The 26,702-nt window shown below is 67.2% G+C and carries 30 protein-coding genes; 15 read left to right on the top strand and 15 right to left on the bottom strand.

What is annotated here, in order from left to right; genetic code table 11:
- Positions 1 to 26: 26 nt before the first annotated feature.
- A complete protein-coding gene (locus ACN5KJ_RS14410; protein WP_023851954.1) occupies positions 27 to 275 on the bottom strand; it encodes an accessory factor UbiK family protein in 249 nt (82 codons plus the stop codon).
- Positions 276 to 369: 94 nt separating this feature from the next.
- On the opposite strand from ACN5KJ_RS14410, the gene lgt reads away from it, so the two are divergent.
- From lgt to ACN5KJ_RS14385, 5 genes are all read left to right on the top strand, one after another.
- Complete coding sequence (lgt, locus tag ACN5KJ_RS14405) at positions 370 to 1,272, top strand: prolipoprotein diacylglyceryl transferase (protein WP_418594742.1); 903 nt, start codon at positions 370 to 372, stop codon at positions 1,270 to 1,272.
- A complete protein-coding gene (locus tag ACN5KJ_RS14400) occupies positions 1,269 to 2,354 on the top strand; it encodes a class I SAM-dependent methyltransferase (protein WP_418594741.1) in 1,086 nt (361 codons plus the stop codon). The genes lgt and ACN5KJ_RS14400 overlap by 4 nt, the downstream gene beginning before the upstream one ends.
- Positions 2,344 to 3,096 carry a peptidoglycan editing factor PgeF gene (gene pgeF, locus ACN5KJ_RS14395; protein ID WP_418594740.1) on the top strand — a complete coding sequence of 251 codons (753 nt, stop codon included), beginning with the start codon at positions 2,344 to 2,346 and terminating at the stop codon, positions 3,094 to 3,096. The genes ACN5KJ_RS14400 and pgeF overlap by 11 nt, the downstream gene beginning before the upstream one ends.
- Before the next feature lie 160 nt (positions 3,097 to 3,256).
- On the top strand, positions 3,257 to 3,397 hold the full coding sequence (locus tag ACN5KJ_RS14390; RefSeq protein WP_418594739.1) for a hypothetical protein: 141 nt from the start codon (positions 3,257 to 3,259) through the stop codon (positions 3,395 to 3,397).
- Between the two features lie 249 nt (positions 3,398 to 3,646).
- Positions 3,647 to 4,435: a Hint domain-containing protein gene (locus tag ACN5KJ_RS14385; protein WP_418594738.1), complete on the top strand. Its 789-nt coding sequence runs from the start codon at positions 3,647 to 3,649 to the stop codon at positions 4,433 to 4,435.
- Between the two features lie 204 nt (positions 4,436 to 4,639).
- Here the strand turns inward: ACN5KJ_RS14385 and ACN5KJ_RS14380 are convergent, their stop codons facing one another.
- Positions 4,640 to 5,899 (bottom strand): PAS domain-containing protein, encoded by a 1,260-nt coding sequence (locus tag ACN5KJ_RS14380; protein ID WP_418594737.1) that lies wholly within the window; start codon positions 5,897 to 5,899, stop codon positions 4,640 to 4,642.
- 101 nt (positions 5,900 to 6,000) lie between these two features.
- Positions 6,001 to 6,501, bottom strand: coding sequence for an Lrp/AsnC family transcriptional regulator (locus ACN5KJ_RS14375; protein WP_206566516.1), 501 nt, complete (start codon positions 6,499 to 6,501; stop codon positions 6,001 to 6,003).
- A gap of 195 nt (positions 6,502 to 6,696) precedes the next feature.
- Between ACN5KJ_RS14375 and trxB the strand changes: the two genes are divergently transcribed.
- The 4 genes from trxB (at position 6,697) to ACN5KJ_RS14355 (ending at position 11,603) form a co-directional block, all read left to right on the top strand.
- Positions 6,697 to 7,701 carry a thioredoxin-disulfide reductase gene (gene trxB / locus ACN5KJ_RS14370; protein WP_347166002.1) on the top strand — a complete coding sequence of 335 codons (1,005 nt, stop codon included), beginning with the start codon at positions 6,697 to 6,699 and terminating at the stop codon, positions 7,699 to 7,701.
- A gap of 1 nt (position 7,702) precedes the next feature.
- The gene (locus ACN5KJ_RS14365) at positions 7,703 to 8,047 is read left to right on the top strand and encodes a ribonuclease E inhibitor RraB (protein ID WP_418594736.1); all 345 of its coding nucleotides are present in this window, start codon (positions 7,703 to 7,705) and stop codon (positions 8,045 to 8,047) included.
- Between the two features lie 237 nt (positions 8,048 to 8,284).
- The gene (locus ACN5KJ_RS14360; protein ID WP_418594735.1) at positions 8,285 to 10,360 is read left to right on the top strand and encodes a bifunctional sulfate adenylyltransferase/adenylylsulfate kinase; all 2,076 of its coding nucleotides are present in this window, start codon (positions 8,285 to 8,287) and stop codon (positions 10,358 to 10,360) included.
- 106 nt (positions 10,361 to 10,466) lie between these two features.
- Entirely contained in the window at positions 10,467 to 11,603 is a 1,137-nt protein-coding gene (locus ACN5KJ_RS14355; RefSeq protein ID WP_418594734.1) for a Hint domain-containing protein, read from the top strand.
- On the opposite strand, the gene ACN5KJ_RS14350 is transcribed toward ACN5KJ_RS14355, so the two are convergent.
- Together ACN5KJ_RS14350 and ACN5KJ_RS14345 are read right to left on the bottom strand one after the other, a co-directional pair.
- Positions 11,536 to 11,763, bottom strand: coding sequence for a DUF1150 domain-containing protein (locus tag ACN5KJ_RS14350; RefSeq protein ID WP_347166007.1), 228 nt, complete (start codon positions 11,761 to 11,763; stop codon positions 11,536 to 11,538). The two genes, ACN5KJ_RS14355 and ACN5KJ_RS14350, sit on opposite strands and share 68 nt — an antisense overlap.
- Positions 11,764 to 11,767: 4 nt before the next feature.
- On the bottom strand, positions 11,768 to 12,178 hold the full coding sequence (locus tag ACN5KJ_RS14345) for an Hsp20 family protein (protein ID WP_023851941.1): 411 nt from the start codon (positions 12,176 to 12,178) through the stop codon (positions 11,768 to 11,770).
- Positions 12,179 to 12,336: 158 nt separating this feature from the next.
- Between ACN5KJ_RS14345 and ACN5KJ_RS14340 the strand changes: the two genes are divergently transcribed.
- From ACN5KJ_RS14340 to ACN5KJ_RS14330, 3 genes are all read left to right on the top strand, one after another.
- Complete coding sequence (locus ACN5KJ_RS14340) at positions 12,337 to 12,561, top strand: YdcH family protein (RefSeq protein ID WP_347166008.1); 225 nt, start codon at positions 12,337 to 12,339, stop codon at positions 12,559 to 12,561.
- Positions 12,562 to 12,625: 64 nt separating this feature from the next.
- Positions 12,626 to 13,108: a 5-(carboxyamino)imidazole ribonucleotide mutase gene (gene purE / locus ACN5KJ_RS14335; protein ID WP_418594733.1), complete on the top strand. Its 483-nt coding sequence runs from the start codon at positions 12,626 to 12,628 to the stop codon at positions 13,106 to 13,108.
- A 9-nt stretch (positions 13,109 to 13,117) separates the two neighbouring features.
- Complete coding sequence (locus tag ACN5KJ_RS14330) at positions 13,118 to 14,188, top strand: 5-(carboxyamino)imidazole ribonucleotide synthase (RefSeq protein ID WP_418594732.1); 1,071 nt, start codon at positions 13,118 to 13,120, stop codon at positions 14,186 to 14,188.
- 91 nt (positions 14,189 to 14,279) lie between these two features.
- Here ACN5KJ_RS14330 and ACN5KJ_RS14325 read toward each other — a convergent pair whose 3' ends face one another.
- Positions 14,280 to 15,419 (bottom strand): alpha-D-ribose 1-methylphosphonate 5-triphosphate diphosphatase, encoded by a 1,140-nt coding sequence (locus ACN5KJ_RS14325; RefSeq protein ID WP_418594731.1) that lies wholly within the window; start codon positions 15,417 to 15,419, stop codon positions 14,280 to 14,282.
- 157 nt (positions 15,420 to 15,576) lie between these two features.
- On the bottom strand, positions 15,577 to 16,407 hold the full coding sequence (locus ACN5KJ_RS14320) for a DUF6473 family protein (RefSeq protein ID WP_418594730.1): 831 nt from the start codon (positions 16,405 to 16,407) through the stop codon (positions 15,577 to 15,579).
- Positions 16,408 to 16,562: 155 nt separating this feature from the next.
- On the opposite strand from ACN5KJ_RS14320, the gene ACN5KJ_RS14315 reads away from it, so the two are divergent.
- Positions 16,563 to 17,438, top strand: a complete 876-nt coding sequence (locus ACN5KJ_RS14315; RefSeq protein WP_347166011.1) for a 3-hydroxybutyryl-CoA dehydrogenase — start codon at positions 16,563 to 16,565, stop codon at positions 17,436 to 17,438.
- A 142-nt stretch (positions 17,439 to 17,580) separates the two neighbouring features.
- On the opposite strand, the gene ACN5KJ_RS14310 is transcribed toward ACN5KJ_RS14315, so the two are convergent.
- From ACN5KJ_RS14310 to ACN5KJ_RS14280, 7 genes are read right to left on the bottom strand one after another with little or no spacing between them, the layout of a single operon-like run.
- On the bottom strand, positions 17,581 to 18,462 hold the full coding sequence (locus tag ACN5KJ_RS14310) for a lysophospholipid acyltransferase family protein (protein WP_418594729.1): 882 nt from the start codon (positions 18,460 to 18,462) through the stop codon (positions 17,581 to 17,583).
- A gap of 55 nt (positions 18,463 to 18,517) precedes the next feature.
- Complete coding sequence (locus ACN5KJ_RS14305) at positions 18,518 to 18,796, bottom strand: HPr family phosphocarrier protein (protein ID WP_347166012.1); 279 nt, start codon at positions 18,794 to 18,796, stop codon at positions 18,518 to 18,520.
- A gap of 45 nt (positions 18,797 to 18,841) precedes the next feature.
- Complete coding sequence (locus ACN5KJ_RS14300; protein ID WP_418594728.1) at positions 18,842 to 19,240, bottom strand: PTS sugar transporter subunit IIA; 399 nt, start codon at positions 19,238 to 19,240, stop codon at positions 18,842 to 18,844.
- Entirely contained in the window at positions 19,237 to 20,160 is a 924-nt protein-coding gene (gene rapZ, locus ACN5KJ_RS14295; protein WP_418594727.1) for an RNase adapter RapZ, read from the bottom strand. The genes ACN5KJ_RS14300 and rapZ overlap by 4 nt, the downstream gene beginning before the upstream one ends.
- 2 nt (positions 20,161 to 20,162) lie before the next feature.
- Positions 20,163 to 20,579, bottom strand: a complete 417-nt coding sequence (locus tag ACN5KJ_RS14290) for an HPr kinase/phosphorylase (protein WP_418594726.1) — start codon at positions 20,577 to 20,579, stop codon at positions 20,163 to 20,165.
- Positions 20,580 to 20,584: 5 nt separating this feature from the next.
- Positions 20,585 to 22,306, bottom strand: a complete 1,722-nt coding sequence (locus ACN5KJ_RS14285; protein ID WP_418594725.1) for an ATP-binding protein — start codon at positions 22,304 to 22,306, stop codon at positions 20,585 to 20,587.
- A gap of 3 nt (positions 22,307 to 22,309) precedes the next feature.
- Positions 22,310 to 23,011 (bottom strand): response regulator transcription factor, encoded by a 702-nt coding sequence (locus tag ACN5KJ_RS14280; RefSeq protein WP_347166017.1) that lies wholly within the window; start codon positions 23,009 to 23,011, stop codon positions 22,310 to 22,312.
- A gap of 350 nt (positions 23,012 to 23,361) precedes the next feature.
- On the opposite strand from ACN5KJ_RS14280, the gene ACN5KJ_RS14275 reads away from it, so the two are divergent.
- Together ACN5KJ_RS14275 and ACN5KJ_RS14270 are read left to right on the top strand one after the other, a co-directional pair.
- Positions 23,362 to 24,960: a phosphoenolpyruvate carboxykinase gene (locus ACN5KJ_RS14275; RefSeq protein WP_418594724.1), complete on the top strand. Its 1,599-nt coding sequence runs from the start codon at positions 23,362 to 23,364 to the stop codon at positions 24,958 to 24,960.
- A 163-nt stretch (positions 24,961 to 25,123) separates the two neighbouring features.
- Complete coding sequence (locus ACN5KJ_RS14270; protein ID WP_418594723.1) at positions 25,124 to 25,669, top strand: DUF3859 domain-containing protein; 546 nt, start codon at positions 25,124 to 25,126, stop codon at positions 25,667 to 25,669.
- A gap of 109 nt (positions 25,670 to 25,778) precedes the next feature.
- On the opposite strand, the gene ACN5KJ_RS14265 is transcribed toward ACN5KJ_RS14270, so the two are convergent.
- A complete protein-coding gene (locus ACN5KJ_RS14265) occupies positions 25,779 to 26,588 on the bottom strand; it encodes a division plane positioning ATPase MipZ (RefSeq protein ID WP_418594722.1) in 810 nt (269 codons plus the stop codon).
- Positions 26,589 to 26,702 lie beyond the last annotated feature (114 nt).

The following is a 26,702-nucleotide window of genomic DNA, read 5'->3' as shown; positions in this document are numbered from 1 at the left end:
CCGCCCCGGGGGCGGCGCGCGGCCTGTCAGCCGTTCAGCTTGGCCTCGAGCGCGGCGAGCCGCGCCTTCAGCGCCTCGTTCTCTTCGCGGGCCTTCTGGGCCATGCCGCGCACCGCGTCGAATTCCTCGCGGGTCACAAAGTCGCGATCGGCCAGCCAGCGGTCGATCATCGAACTCATGGCGGTCTCGGCCTCCTGCCGGGCGCCCTGCGCCACGCCCATCGCGTTGGTCATAAGCTGCGAGATGTCGTCGAACACCTTGTTGCGGGTCTGCATGGGTCACTCCCCCGTTTCATTCCCCCCCTATATGGGCTGCGCGGGCCTTCCGCTCAAGGTTGACTTCGCCCCGAAACACGAGGCAACAGGACGCATGATCGCCGCCATCCCCTTCCCCGACCTTTCCTCCGAGATCTTCTCGATCAGCCTCTTCGGGCTGGAGTTCGCGCTGCGCTGGTACGCCCTGGCCTATATCGCGGGCATCGTGCTGGGCTGGTGGCTGGCGGTGCGCTGCCTGCGGCGGCCCGCGCTCTGGCACGCGGACACGCCGCCGATGACACCCAAGCAGGCCGAAGACCTGCTGACCTGGGTGATCCTCGGCATCATCGCGGGCGGGCGGCTTGGCTTCGTGCTGTTCTACATGCCCGGCTACTACCTGTCGAACCCGCTGGAGATCCCGATGATCTGGACCGGCGGCATGTCCTTCCATGGCGGGCTTCTGGGTGTGGTCGTCGCCGTGGCGGTGTTCTGCTGGCGCAACGGCATCGCGCCCGCGCCCACCGCCGACATGATGGCGCTTGCGACCCCGCCCGGCCTGCTGCTGGGGCGGCTGGCCAACTTCGTCAACGCCGAGCTTTGGGGCCGCCCGTCGGACCTGCCCTGGGCGGTGATCTTTCCCGGCCAGCGCGCGCAGGACTGCGGCCAGCCCGCCGGTGAACTTTGCGCGCGGCACCCCTCGCAGCTGTACGAGGCCGGGCTGGAAGGGCTGGTGCTGGGGCTGGCGATCTGGATCCTCGTGCGGCGCGGCTGGCTGAAGACGCCGGGCGCCGTGGCGGGCGTGTTCTTCGCCGGCTACGGGCTGGCGCGCTTCTTCGTGGAGTTCTTCCGCCAGCCGGACGCGCAGTTCCAGACGCCGGGCAACCCGCTGGGCCTTGCGCTGCATGTGAACGGCTACGGGCTGACCATGGGGCAGGTCCTGACGCTGCCGATGATTCTCGGCGGTCTCGCCCTCGTGTTCTGGGCGCGCCGGAGGATGGCGACGCCGGTCGCCCCATGACACCCCTGGGCGTGCTGCTGTCCCGGCAGATCGCGGCGACCGGGCCAATGACGCTGGCCGACTACATGGCCGCCTGCCTGCTGCACCCCGAACACGGCTATTACGCCACCCGCGACCCGCTTGGCGCCGCCGGGGATTTCACCACCGCGCCCGAGATCAGCCAGATGTTCGGCGAGATGCTGGGCCTCTGCCTTGCGCAGGCCTGGATGGATCAGGGCGCCCCCGCCGCCTTCGTGCTGGCCGAGCTGGGCCCCGGGCGCGGCACGCTGATGGCCGACGTCCTGCGGGCCACCGCGCGCGTGCCCGGCTTTCACGACGCGCTTCGGCTGCATCTGGTCGAGGCCTCGCCGCCGCTGCGCGCCGAACAGGCCGCGCGCCTGCAGGGCCGGGCGCCCACCTGGCACGAGACCGCAGAAAGCCTGCCCGAGGGGCCGCTTTACCTGCTCGCGAACGAGTTCTTCGACGCGCTGCCGATCCGGCAGTTCCTGCGCAGCGACGGCGGCTGGCGCGAACGCATGGTCGGCCTGACGGACGGCGCGCCGGCCCTGGGGCTGGCCGCTGCCACCCCGGTCGCCGCGCTGGATCACCGGCTGGCGGATACCGCCGCCGGGCACCTGGTGGAAACCTGCGCCCCCGCCGCCGCGCTGGCGCAGGAGATCGGCGCCCGGATCGCCCGGCACGGCGGCGCCGCGCTGGTGATCGACTATGGCGGCTGGCGCTCTTTCGGCGACACCTTTCAGGCCCTGAAGGACCACCGGCCCGCCGATCCCTTCACCGCCCCCGGCGCCGCCGACCTGACCGCCCATGTGGATTTCGAGGCGCTGGCCCGGGCCGCCGCGCCGGCCCGGACCTCGCAGATGACGCCGCAGGGCGTCTTTCTGGAACGGCTCGGGATCACCGCGCGGGCCGAGGCACTGGCGCAGGGGCTCAGCGGCTCCGCGCTGCACAGCCATGTCGCCGCACATCGCCGGTTGACGCACCCCGATGAAATGGGGTCACTGTTCAAGGTAATGGCCCTGTTTCCCGACGGGGCTCCACCGCCACCCGGACTGGAGCCGCGCGTATCGCACGATGACCCTTGAGATCCTTTCCCACAGCGCCCTGCTGCCGTTCCGACATGGGTTCTTCACCCGGCGCGGGGGGGCCTCTTCGGGCATCTTCGCGGGGCTGAACTGCGGGCCGGGCTCGTCCGATCAGGCCGAGATCGTCAGCATCAACCGCACCCGCGTGGCCGAGGCCATGGGCGTCGGCCCGGGCGCGCTGAACTCTGTCCACCAGGTGCATTCGGCGGATGTGGTGACCCTGACGGAACCGCTCTCCGGCAAGCCCAAGGCCGATGCCATGGTGACCGCGACGCCGGGTCTGGCGCTGGCGGTGCTGACGGCGGATTGCCAGCCGGTGCTTTTCGCCGATGCCCGGGCGCAGGTGATCGGCGCCGCCCATGCGGGCTGGCGCGGGGCGCGGGACGGCGTGCTGGAGGCGACGGTCGAGGCGATGGTCGCGCTTGGCGCCACGCGCGGATCGATTCGCGCCGTCATCGGCCCCTCCATCAGCCAGCGGGCCTATGAGGTCGGCCCCGAGTTCCTCGAGGATTTCATGGCCGAGGACCCGGACAACAGCCGCTTCTTCGCCGGGGGCGCGGGCGATCGGGTGCACTTCGACCTGCCCGCCTACGGGCTGGCAAAACTGCGCGCCGCCGGGGTCGAGGCGGAATGGACGCGCCACTGCACCTATGCGGACGAGGGTCGCTTCTATTCCTACCGGCGCAGCACCCACCGCAAAGAGGCGGATTACGGGCGGCTGATCTCTGCCATCCGGATCTGACCGCCCACCCCGCCACCGCGCCGGAAACAATTCTGCGGCCCACCCAAGATTATCCGCCTTCGGTCACAAGTCTGCCCCATTTTCCCGGCAATCTGGCGCCTGCCCCGACCAGAGCGCACGGCGCCCCGGGACCAATCAGAGCAGAGGACAGCAGGCCGCCATGAAAACCCGTTTCATCAAGTCCATCGTGGAAACGGCCCGGACCACCCGCGCCCCCCTTCCCTGGGATCGCGGCACGCCGCGCAGCGCGATGATCACGCGCCGCAAGGACCGCCCCCAGCCGCAGCGCCAGCGCGCCTGAACCGCCGCCGATTCGGCGCGGCCCAGAGACGGCGCCGCCCAATTGAGGCAGCGTCGTCCACCACGATAGAACAATCAGACCACGAAGCCGGGATTTACCCCGGCTTTTGCCGTTTCGGGGCCGGGATTTTGACGGCGCCCGGTCAAACGGGCTTTATGGCGTTCGATAAAAACAAATCTGCTCACTTGTCCTTCTGGCGTTGTTGGTGGGGGCCAACACGGATGTGACCAACCTTTTCGGGGTGTTCACATGTCCTCTATCCGCCACGGCCTTGCAGGAACCGGCTCTCTTTCCACGCCCGTCGCCCCGGCGCGGGTGCCGTCTCCTGCCCGGCCCCCGGCCCGCGCCGTCTCTTTCATGCGCCGGTTCGAGGTTGCGGCGCTGCTGCCCGACCTCTCTGTCACCACCAAGCAGGTCATCGCCCCGGCGACGCCGCTGTTCGAAGGCTGTGCCAGCGCCTTTGCGCGCGGCACCCTGATCGAGACCCTGCACGGTGCCGTCGCCATCGAGGACCTGGTGCCCGGCGACTACATCCAGACCGCCGCTGGCACCGAGCCGGTGACATGGATCGGATCGACGACCTATGTGCCGGGCCACGCGGTCGAGGCCACCACGCTGACCCATATGACCCGGATCACCGCCGAGGCCTTCGGCCTTGGGCATCCGCCGGTGGATACGCTTGTCGGTCCCGCCGCGCGCATGATCGTGCGCCACCCCCGGCTGCGGTCTCTGCTGGGGGAAGAGGCGGTGCTGGCACCGGTCTCCGACTACGTGGACGGCGACCGTTACCTGCAGGTGGCCCCTGCCGGAACCGTGCAACTGTACCACCTGATGGTGCCCCGGCACACGATCATCACCGTCGGCGGCATCGAGATGGAGACCTATCACCCCGGCAAGGCCATCGGGCAGGGGCTGGGACAGAACCTGCGCGCGCTCTACCTGTCGATGTTCCCGAACCTCTCCGGTCTCGAGGATTTCGGCCAGACCACGCTGACGCGCACCGCGCGCGAGGTGATCGACAGCCTGCTCGACGCCTGAGGCCAGGGGAGGACGGCGGGGGCGCCCCCTCGCCTCGCGCGCCCCCGCGCGGCACGATCACGCCAGCCGTTCAATCGGCGCGGGCCCGGTCGGGGCGGTATCGGAACGCGGGGCGGGGCACACAACAGGGCACCTGCAAGACAGAGGCCGGGGCAGACCGATTGCCCGCGCACCCCAGACCCCGCCCGCGCGGAGATGCCGGGCCTAGTGCAGTGACCGCAGCATCGACGTGTTGCCCTGAATGATAGAGTTGAGCTCTACCACCCGGGCAAGACGCTGTTCGATTTCGTTCTGACAGGCATCAAGCTGCTCCACGATCCCGACCAGGGCAGCCCCCGACTCGGACAGCGCGGCGCTTTCGATCTTGCACATCATCCGGGTCGAGCTGAGGCCGGTCACATAGCGTTTCATGTCCAGCACCGACCGGGCGAAACGCTTTGCCTCTGCCTCGACGGCGGTGAGCGAGGCAGCGGTCTGGTCCATGAAGTGCCTGCGGTGGACTTCGACCTCCTCCACCTCGCGCGCGGGGACCACCGCTGGCGGGTAGGCCTCGGGGAAGTTGCGGATCTCCTTGCCGAAAACCCCGATCATCTCTTCCTCGATCGCCGAGGCGAAGCCGAGGAACTGCCCGGTGAAGATCGCGTCGCGGATGCGGGCAAAGACGCAGGCCTCGCCATCGACAAAGGTCTTCACCCAGGTCGCCATCTCTTCCAGCATCTGGCTGTAGTTCACGGAGATCGCGCTGATCGGACCGCCCGCGTTTTCCAGCCGCGAGGCGATGATGCGCATGTTCATCGGCACCGTGCGGATCGCCCGGAACGCCTCTGTCATTTCAGAGGTTTCGACCTGCACCTGCGCAATGGCCTTGGCCATGTCCAGGAACCGCTTCTGAAACGGATCCAGCGGCTGGCCAAGCTGCCGGGCCCGCGCCTCGAACTCTGTCGCAAGCGCGTGGCTCTGGAAGGTCTCGTAATTGGCGTAGCCCGCCGCGCGGATGTCGGCCAGCAGGGCCTCGGCGCTGTCGGCGGGGGACAGGGCGCCGCCCGCCTCGCGCGCCAGCGCGGCCTGATAGATGTCGCGCAGGGCATCGAACAGCGGCGAAGACGGTTTCAGCCGGGTCGAGATGAACCCGCCCTCCGCCGGAGAGACCAGGGCGAAGACCCAGTAGTACCGCCCGGTCTTGCAGCGGTTCTTGACGTAGGCCCCGGTCGGCTTGCCCGCCCTGATCCGGTCCCACAGCAGGTGAAACACGGCCTTGGGCATGTCGGGATGGCGGATGATCTTGTGCGGCGCGCCGATCAGATCCCCCCATTCGAAGCCCGCGATACGCTGGAACACCGTGTTGCCGGCCCTGATCACCCCCCGGTCGTCGGTGCGCGAATAGAACAGTTCCGCCAAGTGGAACTGCGCCTCGGACGCGGCATAGGCACTGTCAGCTTCGATTCGCGGCCTGTGTTCGGTCATGGATGGTCCTCGGGTCAGCCTCTGCGAGGACTTTCAGCCCGAAGCCTTGTAAAACCGTGAACACCCGCGGCAACAGCGCAAATTGTCGGGAAAAACCCCGTTCAGGCAGAGCGGTTCAGCCGATCCTCAAGCACGTCGAAGGGCACGCCGGGGTTGTCCTTGGCCACCCGGATCACGAGGCTGGTCTTCACGCTGGCCACGTTGGGCGCGGTCAGAAGCTGCCCGGTCAGGAAGCTCTGGAAGGTCGACAGGTCCGGCGCCACGCATTTCAGGATGAAATCCACCTCGCCGTTCAGCATGTGGCACTCGCGCACCAGCGACCAGTCGACACAGCGCCGTTCGAAGGCGCTCAGGTCCGCCTCGGCCTGGCTTTGCAGGCCGACCATGACAAAGACCTGCACCTCGAACCCCAGTTCGCGGATGTCGACGTCGGCGTGGTAGCCCTTGATGAAGCCCTGTTCCTCCAGCACCCGCACGCGGCGCAGGCAGGGCGGCGCGGAAATGCCGACGCGGCGGGCCAGCTCCACGTTGGTCATCCGGCCGTCGGTCTGAAGCTCTGCAAGGATCTTGCGGTCAATCGGATCGAGCCTGTGCGACGGCATATGTCCCCCCGGGTGTGATTTCGCGAATGTTATAGCAGCGCGGGCGCCACGCGCAATTATGTTTCACGCAACGGCAAGATTCTTTCTTCCCTTCGCGCAAGTCCTGCAACGACCGCATGGCCGCCCGGCGCCCTCTTTCACAGGCGGCGCCGCGCGGCTATATCACCGCCAAAGCGCAGGTTGGAAGGAAAGATCATGCCCGAGACACGGCACACCAAGGTTCTGATCATCGGCTCTGGCCCCGCGGGCTACACCGCCGGGGTCTATGCCTCGCGCGCCATGCTGGAGCCGATCCTCGTGCAGGGGCTGGAGCCCGGCGGCCAGCTGACCACCACCACCGAGGTCGAGAACTGGCCCGGCCACACCGAGATCCAGGGCCCCGACCTGATGGTCCAGATGGAGGCGCACGCCCGCGCCATGGGCACCGAGATCATCGGCGACATCATCCAGAAGATCGACTTCGACGTGCGGCCCTTCGTGGCGCATGGCGACTCTGGCACGACCTACACCGCCGATTCCATCATCCTCGCCACCGGCGCCCGGGCCAAATGGCTGGGCCTGCCCTCGGAAGAGGCCTACAAGGGCTTCGGCGTCTCGGCCTGCGCGACCTGCGACGGCTTCTTCTATCGCGGCAAGGAAATCGTGGTGATCGGCGGCGGCAACACTGCTGTCGAAGAGGCGCTGTTCCTGACCAATTTCGCCAGCAAGGTGACGCTGATCCACCGCCGCGACGAGCTGCGGGCCGAGAAGATCCTTCAGGACCGCCTGATGAAGCACCCCAAGATCGAGCCGCTGTGGTTCCACCAGCTGGAAGAGGTCGTCGGCGAGGACAACCCCAAGGGCGTAACCGGCGTGAAGGTGAAGAACGTCAAGACCGGCGAGCTGTCCCAGATCCCCTGCGCCGGTGTCTTCGTCGCCATCGGCCACGCGCCCGCCAACGAACTGGTGAAGGACGTTCTGGAAACCCACATGGGCGGCTACGTCGTCACCAAGCCCGATTCGACCGAGACCTCGATCCCCGGCATCTTCGCCGCGGGCGACCTGACCGACCACAAGTACCGGCAGGCGGTGACCTCTGCGGGCATGGGCTGCATGGCGGCGCTGGAAGCGGAACGCTGGCTGGCGGAACAGGACCTCGACAGCGGCAAGGACGAGACGCAGCCGCTGGGATACGGCGCCCCCGTCGCCGCCGGTCACTGAGATGGCGCACGATTTCGACGCGCAGCGCGCCGAGACGCAAAGGGCCTACCGCGAGATGCGCGACGAGGGCGACCTGCCCGAGGTCGCGGACGTGGATTACTTCCTTGTCCCCGAGGCCGACGGCGCCGACTGGCGTCCGCTGGCCGAGGCGCTTTCGGTGGAGGGCTTCGACTGCGAATGGATCGAGCCCGACGCCGAAGACGACGCGGATAGGCCCTACCTCGTCGCCACCCTGCCCGACCAGCTGATCTCGGCAGAGGGCATCTGGATCGGCGAAGAGATCGCCGCGCGCTGCGCCCTTGACCACGGTTTTGCACCCGACGGCTGGGGCCTGCTCAGCGACTGAGCCCCGAAGCGGGCAAAAAGAACCGCGTTCCGGCCCATGGCGCCGGAAGCCCAAACCAGTCCACACCACCGCAAGGGGGCCGGGCCGCTTTTCGCGCCCGGCCCATTTCCGTGGACAGAACGCCCGGCAAAAAGGGCACCATCGGGGCCTTTTCTTCTGTCGGCGGGACAAAAGGGCTTTGCTGCGCCTGCAAAGAGTGACATATGTTCATCCGTGAACACAGATTGAGTCACCGGAATGTCCGACCCCGCCCCCCTGCCCGCACGCGCCGAGGACGCGCAGCTCTTCGAGCTGCTGCGCCAGCTTGCGCATGCGCCAGAGGCCAGCCAGCGCGCCACCGCCGAGGCGCTTGGCGTCTCTCTGGGGCGCCTGAACGCGCAACTGCGGGCCGCCGCAGAGGCCGGGCTGGTCACGGTGAGCAGGCGACAGGGCCCGGATCGCCGCCAGCGCTTTGCCTACGCGCTGACCGATCACGGCCACGCCGCCAAGGAGCGCCTCGTGCGGGCCTTCCTGTCCCGGAAATTCGCCGAATACGCCGCCCTTCATGCAGAGCTGACCGGCTCTGTCACCGATCTCATGCCTTTGAAATACAGGAGTAGCCTGATGCAATCCAACCTCGCCCCGATCCCGGAGCTGTATGTTTCCTATGACAGCGCCCAGAAGCTGAAGGTCGAAGCCGCCGAGCTGACCTCGCTGGACCTGACCCCGCGCCAGATCTGCGACCTCGAACTGCTGATGAACGGCGGCTTCAACCCGCTGAAGGGCTTCCTGAGCGAAGAAGACTACAACGGCGTCGTCGACAACATGCGCCTGTCCGACGGCACGCTCTGGCCGATGCCGATCACGCTGGATGTCAGCGAGAAGTTCGCCGAAAGCATCGCGGCCGGGCAGGACATCGCCCTGCGCGACCAGGAGGGCGTGATCCTCGCCACCATGACCGTCACCGACAAGTGGGAGCCGAACAAGGCACATGAGGCCGAGAAGGTCTTCGGCGCCGACGACCTCGCGCACCCGGCGGTGAACTACCTGCACAACCAGGCCGGCAAGATCTACCTCGGCGGCCCGGTGACCGGCATCCAGCAGCCCGTGCACTACGACTTCCGCGCCCGCCGCGACACGCCGAACGAACTGCGCGCCCACTTCCGCAAGCTGGGCTGGCGCAAGGTCGTGGCCTTCCAGACCCGCAACCCGCTGCACCGCGCACACCAGGAACTGACCTTCCGCGCCGCCAAGGAAGCACAGGCCAACCTGCTGATCCACCCGGTCGTCGGCATGACCAAGCCGGGCGACGTCGATCACTTCACCCGCGTGCGCTGCTACGAGGCGGTGCTGGACAAGTACCCCTCGGCCACCACCTCGATGAGCCTGCTGAACCTCGCCATGCGCATGGCCGGCCCGCGCGAAGCGGTCTGGCACGGGATCATCCGCAAGAACCACGGCTGCACCCACATGATCGTCGGCCGCGACCACGCGGGCCCCGGCAAGAACTCTGCCGGAGAGGACTTCTACGGCCCCTATGACGCGCAGGACCTCTTCCGCGAGCATCAGGCCGAGATCGGCATCGAAATGGTCGACTTCAAGCACATGGTCTACGTGCAGGAGCGCGCCCAGTACGAGCCCGCCGACGAGATCGCGGACAAGGACGACGTCACGATCCTGAACATCTCGGGCACCGAGCTGCGCCGCCGTCTGGCCGAAGGGCTGGAGATCCCCGAGTGGTTCTCATTCCCCGAGGTGGTCGCCGAACTGCGCAAGACCAAGCCGCCGCGCTCCAAGCAGGGCTTCACGGTCTTCTTCACCGGCCTCTCGGGGTCGGGCAAGTCGACCATCGCCAACGCGCTGATGGTCAAGCTGATGGAGATGGGCGGACGCCCGGTGACGCTGCTGGACGGCGACATCGTCCGCAAGAACCTGTCGTCCGAGCTGGGCTTTTCCAAGGAGCACCGCGACCTGAACATCCGCCGCATCGGCTATGTCGCCTCCGAGATCACCAAGAACGGCGGCATCGCGATCTGCGCGCCCATCGCGCCCTATACCGCGACCCGCCGCGCCGTGCGCGAGGACATCGAGCAGTTCGGCGCCTTCCTGGAGATCCACGTCGCGACCTCGCTGGAGGAATGTGAGCGCCGCGACCGCAAGGGGCTCTACAAGCTGGCGCGCGAAGGCAAGATCAAGGAGTTCACCGGCATCTCGGACCCCTACGAAGAGCCCAAGAACCCCGAGCTGCGCGTCGAGACCGAGAATGTCGACGTCGACAACTGCGCACATCAGGTGATCCTGAAGCTGGAAAGCATGGGCCTGATCGCCGGCTGACACGGGCGTTTCAAGTGACGGACAGGGCCGGGAGGGATCTTCCCGGCCCTTTTTCGTTCAGCATTTCTTCAGGTTTGCCGCCTATGCCAATCCCGAGGGGCGGCACATGGCAGACACGCAAACATGGGGCTGGTTGCAGCCCGGCAGGCTGCCGGGGTTCAGCCTGCTGAAGCAGGACAATCTGGGATCCGGGCTGAATGGCACCGCCATCACGACGGATGCCTATACCGAATATGCCCTGCGCGACCTCGACGGTGACGGGATCGTCCATGACAGCGACCTCGACGACTGGTCCCACCCCGCCCGGGGGGAGGGGATCGTCATCGACGGAACCCTCTCGAAGGCCCATGAATTCGCGGTCTACGAGAACTCTACCATTGCCGCGAACGGGGTCACGGAAACCCTGCGCCTTGTGGTCACGGTCACCGCCACCGGCAGCTGGGCCGTGCGCATTCACGATGCGGACATCCAGCCGGGCTGGTCCCCCGCAGACATCACCGGCGCGCGCCTCGGCAGCTTCTTTCCCACCGAATACAGCGGCGCCCACCTGACCTCCATGGACGGGATGCTCTGCTTTGCCGCAGAAACGCCGATCCTGACGCCCGGCGGGTGGCGACGGGCGGACCGGCTGCGGCGCGGCGACCCCGTGATGACGGCAGGGCGCCGGTTCGAGCCACTGACATGGACCGCGCGCATGACCGGCCCGGCGCTGGACGAGGCCTCGGCGCCGATCGTGCTGGATGCGGGGGTGCTGGGCCTGACGGTGCCGATCCGGCTCTCGCCGCAGCATAGGGTCATGATTGCCAGCCCCGAGGCCAGCCTTGTCTTCGGGTCACGCCGGGTACTGGTGGCCGCCCGGTACCTGCTTGGCCTGCCCGGGGTTTCCCGCCAGCCGCTGGACCGCATCACCTATGCTCACCTGAAGACGCGCCGCCACTCTGTGCTGCGCACCCCGGGGCTGTGGTGCGAAAGCTTCCTTCCCGGCCCGATGGGCAAGGCGGCGATGCCGCCCTCCGCATGGCGCGGCCTGATGGCTGCCACGCGCTCGGCGCCAAGGGAAAAATCCTTCTGCCGCAGCCTGACCGCGACAGAAGCCAATGTCTTGTTGTCGAGGATGGGCCTGCTGCCCGGATCGCGCAGACAGCGCGGAAAGACACCCTCTCCGCGCCGCGATCCTAGTGCACCGTCACCGGCGCAAAATCGTTCTGTCGCGCCAGCACGAAGGCCAGCGAGCGGTCCTTGACCAGCGCCAGACGTTCCCCGTCAGAGCGGTGCACCGCATAAAGCGTGTCCCGCGGGCCGATCTGGGAGCGCACGTCTTCCGGCAGGTCCTGCGCCTTCACGGCGCGGACATAGACCACCTGGCCCTGCTCGAACTGTCCGAAATCATACTTGGTATGCATGGCATCACCCCTTCTTGATCTTGATCGTCTGAACCACCGTCTCCGGTCGGCTCATGGTCAAATCCACGTGCAGCAACCCGTTTTCCAGGGCCGCCTCTCCGACCTCAACGCCGTCGGCCAGCACAAAGCTCCGCTGGAATTGCCGCGCCGCGATGCCGCGGTGCAGGAAAACCCGCTCGGCGCCGTCATCGCGCTGGCGTCCGCGGATCACCAGCTGACGGTCTTCCACGGTGATCGAGAGATCGCCCTCGGAGAAACCGGCAACGGCCAGCGTGATGCGATAGGATTGCTCGGAGGTCTGCTCGATATTGAACGGCGGATAGCCTTCGCTCGACTTGGCGGTTCGTTCCAGCAGGCGCTCGAGCTGTTCGAAGCCGAGCATATGGGGATAGGATCCCAGGGTCAGTTTGGTCATCGACACGTCCTTCAACAAGCGACCGTCTTGCCCGGGCCCCGTGCGGCGACCCGGACACCTGAAATATGGGAGCGCGACGAAGCCCGTGCAAGAGCCTTTGCGCGAAGCATCGGATTTGGCTATCCTGTAGCTCGCCACTCCTTGCCATGGAAACCAGCATGAACGCGCCCTCGGATATCTCCATGAAAACCGACGAGGTTCTCCGGGTCGAGCTTGAGGTCTTCAAGCGCGAACACCGCGATCTCGACGAGGCCATCCGCGCCATGCAGGGCACCGGCACGGCGGATCAGATCACGCTTCAGCGCCTGAAGAAGAAGAAGCTGGCGCTGAAGGACCGCATCGCGCTGATCGAGGACCGGCTGCTGCCCGACATCATCGCCTGAGGCCCCGTTGCGCTTGGGCGCAGAGCCCCTATAAACAAAGGCCTTGAAACAGCCGGGGGACGCGATGACGGTCAGGACGGGCATCATCATGGGCAGTCAGTCAGACTGGCCCACCATGAAGGAAGCGGCAGAGATTCTGGACGAGCTGGGCGTGCCCTACGAGGCCAAGATCGTCTCGGCCCACCGCACGCCGGACCGGCTGTGGGACTACGGCAAGACCGCCGTGGACCGGGGCCTTCAGGTCATCATCGCGGGCGCCGGAGGGGCGGCGCACCTGCCGGGCATGATGGCGTCGAAGACCCGCGTGCCGGTGATCGGCGTGCCGGTCCAAACCAAAGCGCTGAGCGGCGTCGACAGTCTGTATTCCATCCTTCAGATGCCGCGCGGCTTTCCCGTCGCCACCATGGCCATCGGCGCGGCGGGCGCGAAGAACGCGGGCCTCATGGCCGCCGGAATCCTCGCCCTGAACGACCTGGCGCTGGCGCAGCGGCTGGACGACTGGCGCGCTGCGCTTTCCGCCTCCATCCCCGACGCCCCGACCGACTGAGGCCTTCCAATGACCACTCCCCTGCCCACCGGCGCCGTGATCGGCATCCTTGGCGGCGGCCAGCTTGCCCGCATGTTGTCCGTGGCCGCCAGCCGCCTCGGCTTTCGCACCCATGTCTTCGAGCCCGGCGCCAACCCGCCCGCCGGCCATGTCGCCGAACGCGTGACCACCGCGCCCTATGAGGACGAGGCCGCCCTGCGCGCCTTTGCCGAAACCGTGGACGTGATCACCTACGAGTTCGAGAACATCCCGACCTCGGCGCTGGACGTGCTCGAGGCGCTGCGCCCGATCCATCCCAACCGCGAGGCGCTGCGGATCAGCCAGGACCGGCTGACCGAAAAGACCTTCCTCACGGATCAGGGGCTGACCGTGGCGCCCTACGCCGACATCCCCGACGCCGCGGCGCTGGAGACCGCGCTGGAAACCATCGGCACACCCTCGATCCTGAAGACCCGCCGCTTCGGCTATGACGGCAAGGGGCAGGCGCGGCTAAAGGCGCCCTCGGACGCCGCCGGGGCGCTGGAGGCCCTGGCCGGTGCCCCCGCCGTTCTGGAGGGCTTCGTCGACTTCTCCTGCGAGATCAGCGTGATCGCGGCGCGCGGCACCACGGGTGAGGTCGCGGCCTTCGATCCGGGCCAGAACGTCCACCGCGAGGGCATCCTGCGCACCACCACGGTGCCCGCCAAGGTGCCGCAGCGGCTGCTGACCGACGCGGTTCTGGCCGCCGCCAAGGTGCTGAACGCGCTGGATTACGTGGGCGTTCTGGGGGTCGAATTCTTCGTCACGCCGCAGGGGTTGATCGTGAACGAGATCGCCCCGCGCGTCCACAACTCGGGCCACTGGACGCAGAACGGCTGCGCCGTCGACCAGTTCGAACAGCATATCCGCGCGGTGGCAGGCTGGCCCCTGGGCGACGGCAAGCGCCACGCCGACGTGGTGATGGAGAACCTGATCGGCGACGACATGGACCGCCTGCCCGAGCTGGCCAAGACCCCGGATTGCGCGCTGCACCTTTATGGCAAGGCCGATGTCCGACCCGGTCGCAAGATGGGTCACGTCAACCGCATCACGCGCGGCTGACGGCGGAGGGGGCCGGGGGAGATCCCTCCCCCGGGGCCTGCGTGGCCTGAACGCAGACCACCCTGCGCGCAGGGCGCCCCGGCAGGGAGGGTCAGAAGAACCGTTCCGCCACCGCGCCGCTCATCCAGGCCACCTGCCCGCCCGCGATACTCGCCACGATGCGGCGCGTCTCACGCTCCACCACCACGAGATCCGCGCGCAGCCCGCTGTCCAGCCGCCCCCGGTCGGTCAGGCCCAGCAGGCGCGCCGGACCGTCAGAGACCAGCGCCCAGGCATCCGCCGCGTCCAGCACCCCCAGTTCGACACAGCGCCAGGCCGCCCGCGCGGGCGAGGGGTAGTGGTAGTCCGAGGCCAGCGCGTCGCAAAGCCCCGCCTCGACCAGCGACAGGGCAGAGACATTGCCCGCGTGGCTGGCCCCGCGCACCACGTTGGGGGCGCCAAGGATCACCGGCTCGCCCGCCGCCTTCGCGGCCTCGGCGGCCTCGAGGGTCTCGGGGAACTCCGAGATCGTCACACCGCGCGCCCGCCAGTCGGCGCGCATGGCGCCGTCGCGGTCGTCGTGGCTGCCCATGCGCACATCCCGCGCCGCCAGCGCCGCGCAGACCGCATCCAGCGCCGCCGGAACCCCTGCGCCCTCGGCATGCAGGCGCTGCATCAGGGCCAGATGCGCCTCGGGGCTGCGACCGGATTTCAGCGCCTGCCCGGTCAGGCGCCGGGGTGTCCGCCCCTCGGCGAGGCGGGCGTGCGGCAGGTGATCGTTGAACACGACATAACCGATGCCGAACCGCTCCACCGCCGCCAGGGCCTGCGGGAAACTCTCGACGAAGTAGCTTTCCAGGCGCAGTTGCAGGCGCAGGTCGATGGGCACCGAGGGGGCCACCGCATCCACGGCGGCAAAGACCTCTGCCGCAAAGTCGGGGCCGCGCATGCCGCCCTCCCAGGACCAGAACTGCGCCAGCACGGCGGTGGTGATCCCGCTGGCCGCCAGCTCCGCCGCGCAGGCAACCATGCCGCTGTCCCGCTCGCGCAGCGCGCCCCGGCGCGGTGCCATGTGGCGCTCGAAGCCGTCGCCATGCGGGTCCACGATACCGGGCAAGACGTCGTAGCCCGACAGATCGACGCGGCGGCCAACCGGGTCGGCCCGCAGCTGCCCCCCGGCCATGGCCAGCGCGCCGGAGTCCCAGCCGCCCGGGCGCAGCACCCGCGCCCCCGTGATCGTCAGTTCCAGCATGCGCCGAAGACCTCTGTGGTTGCGCAGAGGGGCATAGCCCCGCACCGCGCCGCCGAAAAGCCCGGAATGGCGCGATGCCCGGCGGCGGGCCACCCTGCCCCCGCCCTGGCCCTGCCTCGAAGGCCGGGCAGCCTTCCCGGGGCAGGGCCCGGGCGGCTCAATCCCAGACGAGGGGCATCAACACGTCTTCCAGCGCCTGCGCCGCCTCGTGATGCGCCGCCGGACCCAGCAGTTCCGCCGCCGCGCAGGCCTCGAAATCGCTGAAGACCATGCCCCGCGTGCCCTCTGCCACCGCCCGGTCCGACGCCACCACCTCGACCACCGCCTGCACCCGGGGGCGCAGCGTCTCGATCATGTCGCGCGTCACGAAAAGCGGATCGCGCGCCGCCGGGCCGGTGATCCCTGCCGGAACCGCATGATCGGCAAACCAGAACAGCACGACCCGACCGCGGATCTGCGTCAGCACATGTTTCATCCGGGCAATCCAGGCCATGCGCAATTCGTCGGTCACCGCCGCGAAACGCCCCGCCGAGATCGCCTGCAACCGGCCAAGCATGTGCCGGACGAAGTGGAACTCGGTGAAATCCACCTCGGGGTAGAGCGCCCCGAGGCGGTCCGAGGCCCGCAGGAAGCGGTCGTTCCGCCGGGGATGCACGGCATAGAAGCGGTTGGACAGAGTCTGCGCGCCCATGACCTGAACGACCTTGACGCGGGCCCCGGCCACAAGATCCATGACAGCCGGATCGTTGAGATACAGGTCGACCCCGGCGTTCACCACGCCGAAGTTCACGCAGGAAACCGTCAGCCGGTCCTCCAGCAGCGCCGGAAACGGCTGTTCCACGAAGCGGCCGTAGGTTTCCGTCGCGCCGAGGAAGGCCACGTAGGCACCGTCCAGCAGCCTGCGCGGGCCCCGGAACAGGATCCGCGACGTGCCGTAGCGGCACGGATGATATTCAAGGGCGCCCTGGCCCCCATCCTGTACGGACATTGCGTCCACCCCCTTTTCACCCGAGGGGGAGAATCACAAAATCCCCTTGCCAAATCGCTAATGCGACAATGCCTGTCGAACTGTTCCGGCCTGCCCTTGCGAATGCCCGGACAGCGGCCCTATGTTGTGCCCCGGACGGGCAGAAGGGAACGGACATGGAAATCAAGTCGGTCGGCGTCGTGGGCGCCGGGCAGATGGGCAACGGCATTGCCCACGTCATGGCTCTGGCCGGGTACGACGTCCGCCTCAATGACATCAGCCAGGAGGCGCTGGACAAGGCCTCTGCCCTGATCCGCAAGAACATGGACCGGCAGGTCAGCCGCGAGGCGATCACCGCCGAGGAGCGCGACGCGGCGCTCGACCGCATCCGGACGACGCTGGAACTGTCGCAGGTCGCCAAGACCGACCTGGTGATCGAGGCCGCGACCGAGCGCGAGGAGGTCAAGCACAAGATCTTCGAGGCACTGGTGCCGGAACTCGCCGAGAACACGATCCTGACCTCGAACACCTCGTCGATCTCGATCACCCGGCTGGCCAGCCGGACCGACCGGCCCGAGCGCTTCATGGGCTTCCATTTCATGAACCCGGTGCCGCTGATGCAGCTGGTGGAACTGATCCGCGGCATCGCCACGGACCAGGAGACCTACGAGGCCTGCCTGAACGTCGTCGAGACCCTTGGCAAGACCGCCGCCAGCGCCGAGGATTTCCCCGCCTTCATCGTCAACCGCATCCTGATCCCGATGATCAACGAAGCCTGCTACACGCTGTACGAAGGCGTCGGCAACGTGCGGTCGATCGACATGGCGATGAAACTGGGCGCCAACCATCCCATGGGGCCGCTGGAACTGGCGGATTTCATCGGGCTGGACACCTGCCTTGCGATCATGAACGTGCTGCACGACGGGCTGGCGGACACCAAGTACCGCCCCTGCCCGCTGCTGACGAAATACGTCGAGGCGGGCTGGCTGGGCCGCAAGACCAAGCGCGGTTTCTACGACTATCGCGGCGACAGCCCGGTGCCGACGCGCTGAGATCTGGCGGGGGCGTCGATGCGCCCCCGAAACGCGCCCCATGGCGTGGTTTCGGGCTGGCGGTCTTGGGGCTCTGCCCCAAACCCCGAGGGTTTTGGGACCAAGAAGAAACAGGGGCGCCCGCGCGGGTGGCGGCGCCGGGTCAGTCTTCGCGCAGCGACAGCACCCGATCGCGCAGCCATTGCACGAAATCGCGGGTGCCGCCGGTGAAGGCCCTGACCTCTGCCGGGGAGATCGGCTGGCCCACGACCGGCTTCTGGTCCCTGCCGCAGGCGTGCACGACCTCGTGGATCAGCAGCCCCTGCCGGATCGTCGGAGAAACCTTGTTGGCGATCTGGTAGGCGCGCGAGTTCTGGCCCGGGAAGAAGACCGGCACAACGGTCGCCCCCGAGCGCTGGATCATCCGCGCCGTGAAGGGGTTCCAGCCGGCCTCGACCGCCGGGCCGAACCATGTTTCGGACGAGGCGACCACCCCCGATGGGAAGAGCACGATCACGCCGCCGTCGGCGAGGTGATCCATGGCGCGGGCGCGCATGTCCAGGCTTTGTTCCTTGGCGTTCTCTTCGTGCGGGAAGGGCACCGGGATCATGAAGGGCTCGATCTCCTTGACGCCGGTCAGCAGCGACCGGGTCAGGATCTTGTAGTCCTCGCGCACGCGACCGATCAGATCGGCGAGCACCATGCCGTCCACCAGCCCGTGCGGGTGGTTGGCCACGACGATCACCGGCCCCGTCTTCGGGATGCGGGCAATCTGGTCCGCCGGGGTGTTCAGCCCGATCCGCATGATGCTCAGCGCCTGCCGCCAGAAGGCCTGACCCTCGGCCGGGCCGATGCGTTCGAACCGGCGCACCATGCGAAGCAAGGGGATCTTGCCCGTCGCCCATTCCATCGCGCGGATGGTATTGGCCTTCCACGGATTGGTGAAGGTATTGGCGTAGCTGATCTTGCGCTTGTCGTAGGGCGCGGGGGCCGCCGGTCTGCGCGCCTGGGCCTTGCGGCCCGTTGCCTGGGTGCTGTCGACCATGCGTCTCTCTGCGATCCCGTGCAAAGGCTGGCCCATCCGCATCCGTCAGCCGGGCCTAGCGATCCTCTCCGAAGCGGTTGGCCACAAGCGCCTCGACCGCATCCGCCAGTGCCTCGGCATCCGGTCCCGAGGTCTGGACCTCAATAGTGGTTCCTTTGGCGGCTGCCAACATCAAAAGCCCCATAATGCTGTCGCCACTGGCGGACATTCCGTCGCGACAGACTTCTGCCGTCGCGTCAAATGCCTCTACCACTTCGACCAGCCGGGCCGAGGCGCGGGCATGCAGGCCCTTCTCATTGACGATCTTCATGTCGCGGCGCAGGGGTGAGGTCATGGCGAAGGCCTTCCTTGGGTCTTTGGCGGGGCGCAGGCCCCGATGTCAGGAGGGATGCGCCGGGACGTTCTGCGCGTCAATATACTTCCGCCCCGCCTCGAGCGCCGCACGCACGGCCTCGCTGACCGACAGGTGGCGGCTTTTGGCCAGCTTGATCAGCATCGGAAGGTTTGCGCCGTACAGGATACGGCGGTCGTCGTGTCGGCAGGCGTCCAGCGACAGGTTGGACGGAGATCCGCCGAACATATCGGTCACGATAACGACCCCCTGCCCCTGGTCCACGGCATTGGCGGCGGCGCCGATCTCTGCCTTCTTGCCGTCGCGGTCGCAGTCGGCCTCGATGGCGATGGCGGTCATGCCCTTCTGTTCGCCCACCACATGCTGCACTGCAGCCAGGTATTCCCTGGCCAGGCCACCATGCGCGACGATAACGATCCCGATCACTCGGATGCCTTTCCGGTATGGCTGGCCGGCCCTGCCGCGGGTTGCCCGCGGCGCTCCAGCTCGCGGTGCCGAATAGACACCCGCCAGCCTTCCTGTGCAAGAGCATCGGCCAGGTTTTCTGCAAGTGCAACAGAGCGGTGCTTGCCGCCGGTACAGCCGAAGCCGATGGCGAAATGCGCCTTGCCCTCTTCGACGCAGGCCGGCAGCACCAGAAGCGACAGATCGCGGACCTTGTCGAGAAACGGGCTGTAGCGCGGATCGGCGGCGACGTATTGCGCCACCTCCGGTTCGAGCCCGGTATGGGGCCGCAGCTCTGGCACCCAATGCGGGTTCGACAGGAAGCGGCAGTCGAAGACCATGTCGAGGCCCTGCGGCAGCCCGCGCTTGTAGGAAAAGCTCTGCACGGACACGGCCATGCCCTGCGCGCCGGCGCGGGCGAACCAGCCCTCCATCTCGGCCTTGAAGTCGTGGATCGACAGTTCCGAGGTGTCGATCAGGATGTCGGCGCGCCCGCGCAGGTCTTCCAGGATGGCCTTCTCGCGCAGGATGCCGTCTGTCGGCGTCTCGTCCGGGGCCAGCGGGTGGCGGCGGCGGGTCTCGCTGTAGCGCCGCGCCAGCACCTCTGTGCTGCAATCGAGGTAGAGCAGATCGACGGAACGCGCGGCATCCCCGGCCAGAACCCTGCGCAGCTCCAGCAACCGCTCGGTGCTGAAGTCGCGGTTGCGCACATCGATGCCTAGGGCCATCGGGCGCAGCTGCGCGCCGTCGCCCTCGATCAGGCGCGGGATAAGGCTGAGGGGAATATTGTCGATTGCCTCGAACCCCTGATCCTCCAGCACGTTGATGGCGGACGAGCGTCCGGCCCCCGAAGGGCCGGTGACAAGCACGATGCGGCTGGTATTGGCGATGGTCTGGTCCATGATCACAGTCTCCGACCCTGGCAAAGATATTGCACCAGGGCTGCGGACAAATAGGGGGACGCGGGATTGTGAAGCAACGGGAATTCGACCCCCAGCAGGCGCCTTGTCCGGAAAGGCGGCAAACGTTCGGTTTCCGGGGTGTCGAGATCGAGGATCGCGGCCAGGGCCGTGTCGCCCGCGGGGGTCGCGTTCAGCAGGCCGATGCCGCGCGCCTCTATCATGCCGCGAATCGCCTCGGGGGCGGTCAGGCGGACCGTGTCGCCCTGCCGCGTGGCAATCACCCGGTCGTCGGCGATCAGCGCCGCACCGCGCGCCATCAGCTCGAGCGCCAGCCCCGACTTGCCAGAGCCGCTGGCCCCGCAGATCAGCAGGCCGCGCCCGCGCAGCGCGACCGCAGAGGCATGCAGAACCTCCGGCACCGGGATCAGACCGGCAGGCCCACCACGAAGCGGGCGCCAAGAGGTTCAGAGGTCACGTCCGCTTCGGTCGGGCGGATGTTCTCGGCCCAGATCACGCCGCCATGCGCCTCGACGATCTGCTTGGAGATCGCCAGGCCGAGGCCCGAGTTGTTGCCGAAATCCTGTTGGGGGCGCGAAGTGTAGAAGCGCTTGAAGATCTTGCCCAGCGATTCCTCGGGGATGCCGGGGCCGGTATCCTCGACCACCACCAGCACGCGGTTGTCGCGCTTGCGCGCCCAGACGCGGATCGCGTCGCCGTCCTCGCAGAAGGAAATGGCGTTGGAGATCAGGTTGACGAAGACCTGCGCCAGCCGCGGCTCCAGCCCGTTGATGGTGATCGGGCGCTTGGGCAGGTCCGAGATGAACTCGATCCCCTTGGAGCGGGCGTCCTGCCCGAGGAATTCACCGAGGTTGCCCAGCATGTCCAGCAGGTCGAATTCCTGCTCGTCTTCCTTCACAAGCTCGGAATCCAGCCGCGAGGCGTTGGAGATGTCGCTGACCAGCCGGTCGAGGCGGCGCACGTCATGCTCGATCACGTCCAGCAGCTTGTTGCGATGCTCTTCCTTCTTGACGATGCGCAGGCTGCCGATGGCCGAGCGCAGCGAGGCAAGCGGGTTCTTGATCTCATGCGCCACGTCGGCGGCGAACTGTTCGTTGCTGTCGATCCGGTCGTAAAGCGCGCCGACCATGCCGCGCAGGGCGCCGGACAGGCGGCCGATCTCGTCGGGGCGCGCGGTCAGGTCGGGGATGCGGATGCGGCCCACGCCCTTGTGCTTGCGGTTGCGGTCGCGGCCGATTTCGGCGGCGTCGGCAAGGTCCGAGATCGGGTTGGCAATGGTCGAGGCCAACACGAGGCTGAGACCGATGGACACCAGCGTCGCGATCACGAACATCTGCAACACGCGCTCACGCTCTGCGCTGACGGCGGCGTCGATCTCGCGCGCCGGAGAGACCAGCGCCACGGTGCCGAGGATCACGTCGCCCTGCCGGATCGGGCTGAACGCGTGGAACAGGGTTTCGCCCTCCGGCCCGGTGCCGGTCTCGACCCGGGTCTCGGCGGGATCGCCCGCTTCGATCAGGCGGCGCAGCCTGTCTTCAAGCACCAGCTCGGGCTCGGCGGCGTAATAGGTGAAAAGGCCGGCCACGCCCTGCCAGACGGTGTCGAGGAAATCCGTGATCAGGGTGGGCTTGGTGTCCCCCGGCGCGGCGGGGATCGCGGGTGCCAGAGCGCCCGTGGCCTCGCCCACGAGAAAACCTGCACTGTCGTAGACCAGCAGCTGTGCGCCCTGGCGCAGCTCGATCCCCGCGACGGTCGCGGCAATATCCGGCCCCCCGACGCGGCCGGGGCCGCTGTCCGGCGCAGCCTCCAGCCCGGCCTCGAAGACGTCGGCGATCAGCTCCACCTGCGCCTGCAACCCATTGATGCGCTGCACAGCAAGCGTGTCGCGCGACGAGTTCAGCCAAAGCACCCCGGCCACCAGAACGTTCAGGGCGATCAGGTTGAAGGTGATGATCTTGCGCGTCAGCGGAGAGCGGTTGAGCGTCGACAGGCCGCCGCGCCGCGCGCGGCTGTCGCGCAGCTCTTGTTCCACCGTGCTGTCCGGGGCAACCCAATCGTCGCCCAGAACAACATCGGCATCGCGGCGATCCACCTCGCCTTGGTTCGGGACCCGCTCGGCCAGGGCCATGACCTACTCTTCGTTGTAGCGGTAGCCGATGCCGTACAATGTCTCGATTGCCGAGAAATCGGTATCGACGCTGCGCATCTTCTTGCGCAGACGCTTGATGTGGCTGTCGATGGTGCGGTCGTCGACGTAGACCTGATCGTCATAGGCCACGTCCATCAGCTGATCGCGCGACTTGACGAAGCCGGGACGCTGGGCCAGCGCCTGCAACAGCAGGAATTCGGTAACGGTCAGCGACACGTCCTTGCCCTTCCACGATACCGCGTGGCGCAGCGGGTCCATGGTCAGCGAACCGCGGGTCATCAGCTTGGTCTCTTCGGTGTCGCCCACGACCTCGCCGGCCACGGCCTCTTGCCGGCGCAGCAGGGCGCGGATGCGTTCCACCAGAAGGCGCTGACTGAAGGGCTTCTTGACGTAGTCGTCGGCACCCATGCGCAGGCCCAGAACCTCGTCGATCTCGTCGTCCTTGGAGGTCAGGAAGATCACCGGCATCTTGGATTTCTGGCGCACGCGCTGCAGCAGGTCCATGCCGTCCATGCGCGGCATCTTGATGTCGAAGACGGCCATGTCGGGCATCTTCTTGTTGAACGCTTCAAGCGCCGCCTGTCCGTCATTGTAGGTCTCGACCTCAAACCCTTCTGCCTCAAGAGTCATCGACACCGATGTCAGGATGTTCCTGTCATCGTCCACAAGGGCGATCTTAGACATTCTACTTGTCCTTATACTGCTCTGGTTGCCTTATTTTTTTCCGAACTATCGGCGATTTCCCGCTTTCCGACAATGTAAAAGTGCGAATCGGGCCAGCCCGCGCCCCTCATCGGACCCGAATTTCGCAAAGGAATGGCTAAAAAGCCTCACCTGTTTCCGATGCATTGCAGCGGCTGCCCATTGGTTCCGCTAACGGCATTTTGGTTGCGCTAAACCCTGCCTGATAACGCTAACCGCGCGATTGCGTCCTGTTCCATTCCAAAACCCCCGTGTTAAAGCATCCGCCATCGGCGCGGCTCTGCGCCGCAGTTTTATTACGCGTGATCACGCGTGCGACAGGAGCAAGACAGATGGCATCTGGACGGGTCAACCCGAACTTCCGGCTTGAGGATCAGGGGATCGAGGGGCTGGGCAATGTCTACTACAACCTCATGGAGCCCGCGCTGATCGAAGCCGCCCTGAAGCGCGGCGAAGGCACGCTGGGCAAGGGCGGCGCCTTCCTCGTCACCACCGGCAAATACACCGGCCGTTCGCCGCAGGACAAATTCGTGGTCCGCACGCCTTCGGTCGAGGACACCATCTGGTGGGAAAACAACCAGCCGATGGACCCGGACGCCTTCGACCGGCTTTACGACGACATGATCGCGCACATGAAGGGCAAGGACCTTTACGTGCAGGACCTCACCGGCGGCGCCGATCCGCAGAACGCCATCGACGTGCGCGTGGTGACGGAACTGGCCTGGCACAACCTCTTCATCCGCCACATGCTGCGCCGCCCCGACCGCGAGGATCTGGACAGCTTCACCGCCGATTACACGATCATCAACTGCCCCTCCTTCAAGGCCGACCCGGAAAAGCACGGCTGCCGGTCCGAAACGGTGATCGCGCTGAACTTCGACCGCAAGCTGATCCTGATCGGCAACACCGAATACGCGGGTGAGAACAAGAAGGGCGTGTTCACGCTGCTGAACTACATCCTGCCGGGCAAGGGCATCATGGCGATGCACTGCTCTGCCAACCACGCCCCCGGCAACCCGGTCGACACCGCGGTGTTCTTCGGCCTGTCCGGCACCGGCAAGACCACGCTCTCGGCTGACCCCGACCGGGTGCTGATCGGCGATGACGAACACGGCTGGTCGGATCGCGGCACCTTCAACTTCGAGGGCGGCTGCTACGCCAAGACCATCAACCTCAGCCGCGAGGCAGAGCCCGAGATCTACGCCACCACCGAGAAATTCGGCACGGTGATCGAGAACATGGTCTTCGACCCCGAAACCTTCGATCTGGATTTCGAGGACGACAGCCTGACCGCGAACATGCGCTGCGCCTACCCGCTGCACTACATCTCGAACGCCTCGAAGACGGCGCTTGGCGGGCACCCCAAGAACATCATCATGCTGACCTGCGACGCCTTCGGCGTCCTGCCCCCGATCGCGCGGCTGACTCCGGCGCAGGCGATGTACCACTTCCTGTCGGGCTTCACGGCCAAGGTGGCCGGGACCGAGCGTGGCGTGACCGAGCCGCAGCCGACCTTCTCGACCTGCTTCGGCGCGCCCTTCATGCCGCGCCGCCCCGAGGCCTATGGCAAGCTGCTGCAGGAAAAGATCGCCAAGCACGGCGCGACCTGCTGGCTGGTCAACACCGGCTGGACCGGCGGCGCCTACGGCACCGGCTCGCGCATGCCGATCAAGGCGACCCGCGCCCTGCTGCACGCGGCCCTGAACGGCTCGCTGGCGGATGCAGAGTTCCGCAAGGACGCGAACTTCGGCTTCGAAGTCCCGGTTTCGGTCGAGGGCGTGCCGGAACTGCTGCTGGACCCGCGCAAGACATGGGACGACAAGGCCGCCTATGACGCGCAGGCCGAAAAGCTGGTGGGCATGTTCGCCGAGAACTTCGCCCAATACGTGCCCTACATCGACGACGACGTGAAGGCCGCCGCCATCGGCTGAGCCCGCAGTCATCGCTGACAACCCTGACGCCCTCGCCATCGCGGGGGCGTCTTCATATGCGGCAGCGGGATCGGCGGCCCGCCGCTCTCACGCCGCCGTGCGTTCCCGGGCGGATCGCCGCGTGATAGCCTGCACCGGACCCGCGACCGATCCGGAGACATGCATGATCCGCACCGCCACGCTTGCCCTGCTGCTGTCCGCCAGCGCCCTTGCCGCCGAGACGGCCACCGGCGCCTTCTCCAACACTCCGGTCGAGCTGCTGGGCTTCGGCGTGATCTGCGAGGTCGAACTGCAGGGCCAGCGCGAGGCGCCGGACACGCTGTCCGGCATCCTCAATATCGTCGATCAGGATCGCGAGATCGACGTGACCACGCCCCGCGTCCCCGCCGACCTCGGACTCAGCTTCGGGGTCCGGGCGGGTCTCTTGCCCGGCACGGCGGTCCCGGGAATGGTCGATATCGTGGTGACCCACCCGCCCATGGGCGACAGCGGCATCACCGTCGAGCGCTGGCAGGCGGTGATGAGCGGCGGAGAGACGACGATCAATCTCTTCACCTTCGAGCACGCCTTCGAGATGGTCGAGGGGCCCTGGCTCTTCCAGATCGTCAAGGACGGCGAGGTGCTGCTTCAGCAACCCTTCGAGGTCACCCCCTCGGGCAGCGTGCCGCCGGTCCAGAAGGCCTGCTTCGGCGCGCGGCTGATGTCCTGACGACCGGGGCGCGGCCTGCAGGCTTTCGGGTTGCGCCCGAGGCCCCGTGACACGGCGGCCCGGCAAGGCCGGCGGTGCGGCAAGCCCGTCGCGCCCCATGCGAAGCGGTCTAGAACTTCACCTCGACCCCGGGCAGCTTCAGCGTCTTCAGAAGGTCCCGCAATTCCTGCCGCGCCGCGACGTTCGAGATGTTCAGCTGCCGCACGCCGATGTCCTTGAGGTCCAGCAGGGTCAGCCCGCGCGGGAACAGCTCGCGGAAGACCACGCGCTCGGAAAAGCCCGGCGCGATGCGGAACCCGATCCGCTTGGACAGGGCCGCGATGGCGCGTTCGATCTTCATCTTGTTGACCATCTGCTGCACGCCCAGACGGTTGCGCAGCACGACCCAGTCGATTGCCGGAAGCCCGGCCTGCGCGCGCTGCTGGCGGGCCGCCCAGACCATTTCCGAATAGACCGAGGGGCCGATGATCCGGTCGCCGTCGCTGTCGATATGCGCCAGCAGGTCGAAATCCACGAAGCTGTCGTTCAGCGGCGTCACCAGCGTATCCGCCAGCGCATGCGCCACTTCTGCCAGCCGGGTATGAGAGCCGGGACAATCGATGATGATGAAATCCGAGACCGGCTTCAACGCCGTCACGGCCTGCGTCAGGCGGTGGGCCACGGGATCCTCGCCGGGCGGCAGGCTGGCCTCGTCGATCTCGGGCAGGTCCATGTAGCTGGGCGTGGGCAGGTCGACCCCGACCTCATCCAGATGCTTGCGCCGGTTTTCAAGATAGCGGGCAAGGCTCTTCTGGCGCAGGTCAAGATCGATGGCGCCGACGCGGTGCCCCAGCCGGGCCAGCGCCGTTGCGATATGCATCGAGACGGTGGATTTGCCCGCGCCGCCCTTCTCGTTCCCGATGACGATGATATGTGCCATGTCGCCCCTGCCTCTGCCCCGTCTGTGCGGTGGCTGCTGCCGTGCAACATGATCCTGCGACCGGCGTCAAGAGGCGCCGTGACTGTCGGGCAGGACGGAAGCAATACCGCCCTG

It is taken from the genome of Ponticoccus sp. (in: a-proteobacteria), assembly GCF_048381735.1.
The sequence above is the reverse complement of the archived record's forward strand: the minus strand, read 5'-3'. Positions and strand labels throughout refer to the sequence as shown.

Coding starts and splice junctions, on each gene's coding strand:
- ACN5KJ_RS14385 (WP_418594738.1), top strand. CDS start 3,647: ATGTCCTCTATCCGCCACGGCCTTGCAGGAACCGGCTCTCTTTCCACG.
- ACN5KJ_RS14305 (WP_347166012.1), bottom strand. CDS start 18,796: ATGACCTCACCCCTGCGCCGCGACATGAAGATCGTCAATGAGAAGGGC.
- ACN5KJ_RS14340 (WP_347166008.1), top strand. CDS start 12,337: ATGAACGCGCCCTCGGATATCTCCATGAAAACCGACGAGGTTCTCCGG.
- ACN5KJ_RS14325 (WP_418594731.1), bottom strand. CDS start 15,419: ATGCTGGAACTGACGATCACGGGGGCGCGGGTGCTGCGCCCGGGCGGC.
- trxB (WP_347166002.1), top strand. CDS start 6,697: ATGCCCGAGACACGGCACACCAAGGTTCTGATCATCGGCTCTGGCCCC.
- ACN5KJ_RS14315 (WP_347166011.1), top strand. CDS start 16,563: ATGGAAATCAAGTCGGTCGGCGTCGTGGGCGCCGGGCAGATGGGCAAC.
- ACN5KJ_RS14345 (WP_023851941.1), bottom strand. CDS start 12,178: ATGACCAAACTGACCCTGGGATCCTATCCCCATATGCTCGGCTTCGAA.
- ACN5KJ_RS14265 (WP_418594722.1), bottom strand. CDS start 26,588: ATGGCACATATCATCGTCATCGGGAACGAGAAGGGCGGCGCGGGCAAA.
- ACN5KJ_RS14275 (WP_418594724.1), top strand. CDS start 23,362: ATGGCATCTGGACGGGTCAACCCGAACTTCCGGCTTGAGGATCAGGGG.
- ACN5KJ_RS14390 (WP_418594739.1), top strand. CDS start 3,257: ATGAAAACCCGTTTCATCAAGTCCATCGTGGAAACGGCCCGGACCACC.
- ACN5KJ_RS14355 (WP_418594734.1), top strand. CDS start 10,467: ATGGCAGACACGCAAACATGGGGCTGGTTGCAGCCCGGCAGGCTGCCG.
- lgt (WP_418594742.1), top strand. CDS start 370: ATGATCGCCGCCATCCCCTTCCCCGACCTTTCCTCCGAGATCTTCTCG.
- rapZ (WP_418594727.1), bottom strand. CDS start 20,160: ATGGACCAGACCATCGCCAATACCAGCCGCATCGTGCTTGTCACCGGC.
- ACN5KJ_RS14350 (WP_347166007.1), bottom strand. CDS start 11,763: ATGCATACCAAGTATGATTTCGGACAGTTCGAGCAGGGCCAGGTGGTC.
- purE (WP_418594733.1), top strand. CDS start 12,626: ATGACGGTCAGGACGGGCATCATCATGGGCAGTCAGTCAGACTGGCCC.
- ACN5KJ_RS14380 (WP_418594737.1), bottom strand. CDS start 5,899: ATGACCGAACACAGGCCGCGAATCGAAGCTGACAGTGCCTATGCCGCG.
- ACN5KJ_RS14400 (WP_418594741.1), top strand. CDS start 1,269: ATGACACCCCTGGGCGTGCTGCTGTCCCGGCAGATCGCGGCGACCGGG.
- ACN5KJ_RS14330 (WP_418594732.1), top strand. CDS start 13,118: ATGACCACTCCCCTGCCCACCGGCGCCGTGATCGGCATCCTTGGCGGC.
- ACN5KJ_RS14410 (WP_023851954.1), bottom strand. CDS start 275: ATGCAGACCCGCAACAAGGTGTTCGACGACATCTCGCAGCTTATGACC.
- ACN5KJ_RS14375 (WP_206566516.1), bottom strand. CDS start 6,501: ATGCCGTCGCACAGGCTCGATCCGATTGACCGCAAGATCCTTGCAGAG.
- ACN5KJ_RS14365 (WP_418594736.1), top strand. CDS start 7,703: ATGGCGCACGATTTCGACGCGCAGCGCGCCGAGACGCAAAGGGCCTAC.
- ACN5KJ_RS14270 (WP_418594723.1), top strand. CDS start 25,124: ATGATCCGCACCGCCACGCTTGCCCTGCTGCTGTCCGCCAGCGCCCTT.
- ACN5KJ_RS14285 (WP_418594725.1), bottom strand. CDS start 22,306: ATGGCCCTGGCCGAGCGGGTCCCGAACCAAGGCGAGGTGGATCGCCGC.
- ACN5KJ_RS14360 (WP_418594735.1), top strand. CDS start 8,285: ATGTCCGACCCCGCCCCCCTGCCCGCACGCGCCGAGGACGCGCAGCTC.
- ACN5KJ_RS14310 (WP_418594729.1), bottom strand. CDS start 18,462: ATGGTCGACAGCACCCAGGCAACGGGCCGCAAGGCCCAGGCGCGCAGA.
- ACN5KJ_RS14280 (WP_347166017.1), bottom strand. CDS start 23,011: ATGTCTAAGATCGCCCTTGTGGACGATGACAGGAACATCCTGACATCG.
- pgeF (WP_418594740.1), top strand. CDS start 2,344: ATGACCCTTGAGATCCTTTCCCACAGCGCCCTGCTGCCGTTCCGACAT.
- ACN5KJ_RS14320 (WP_418594730.1), bottom strand. CDS start 16,407: ATGTCCGTACAGGATGGGGGCCAGGGCGCCCTTGAATATCATCCGTGC.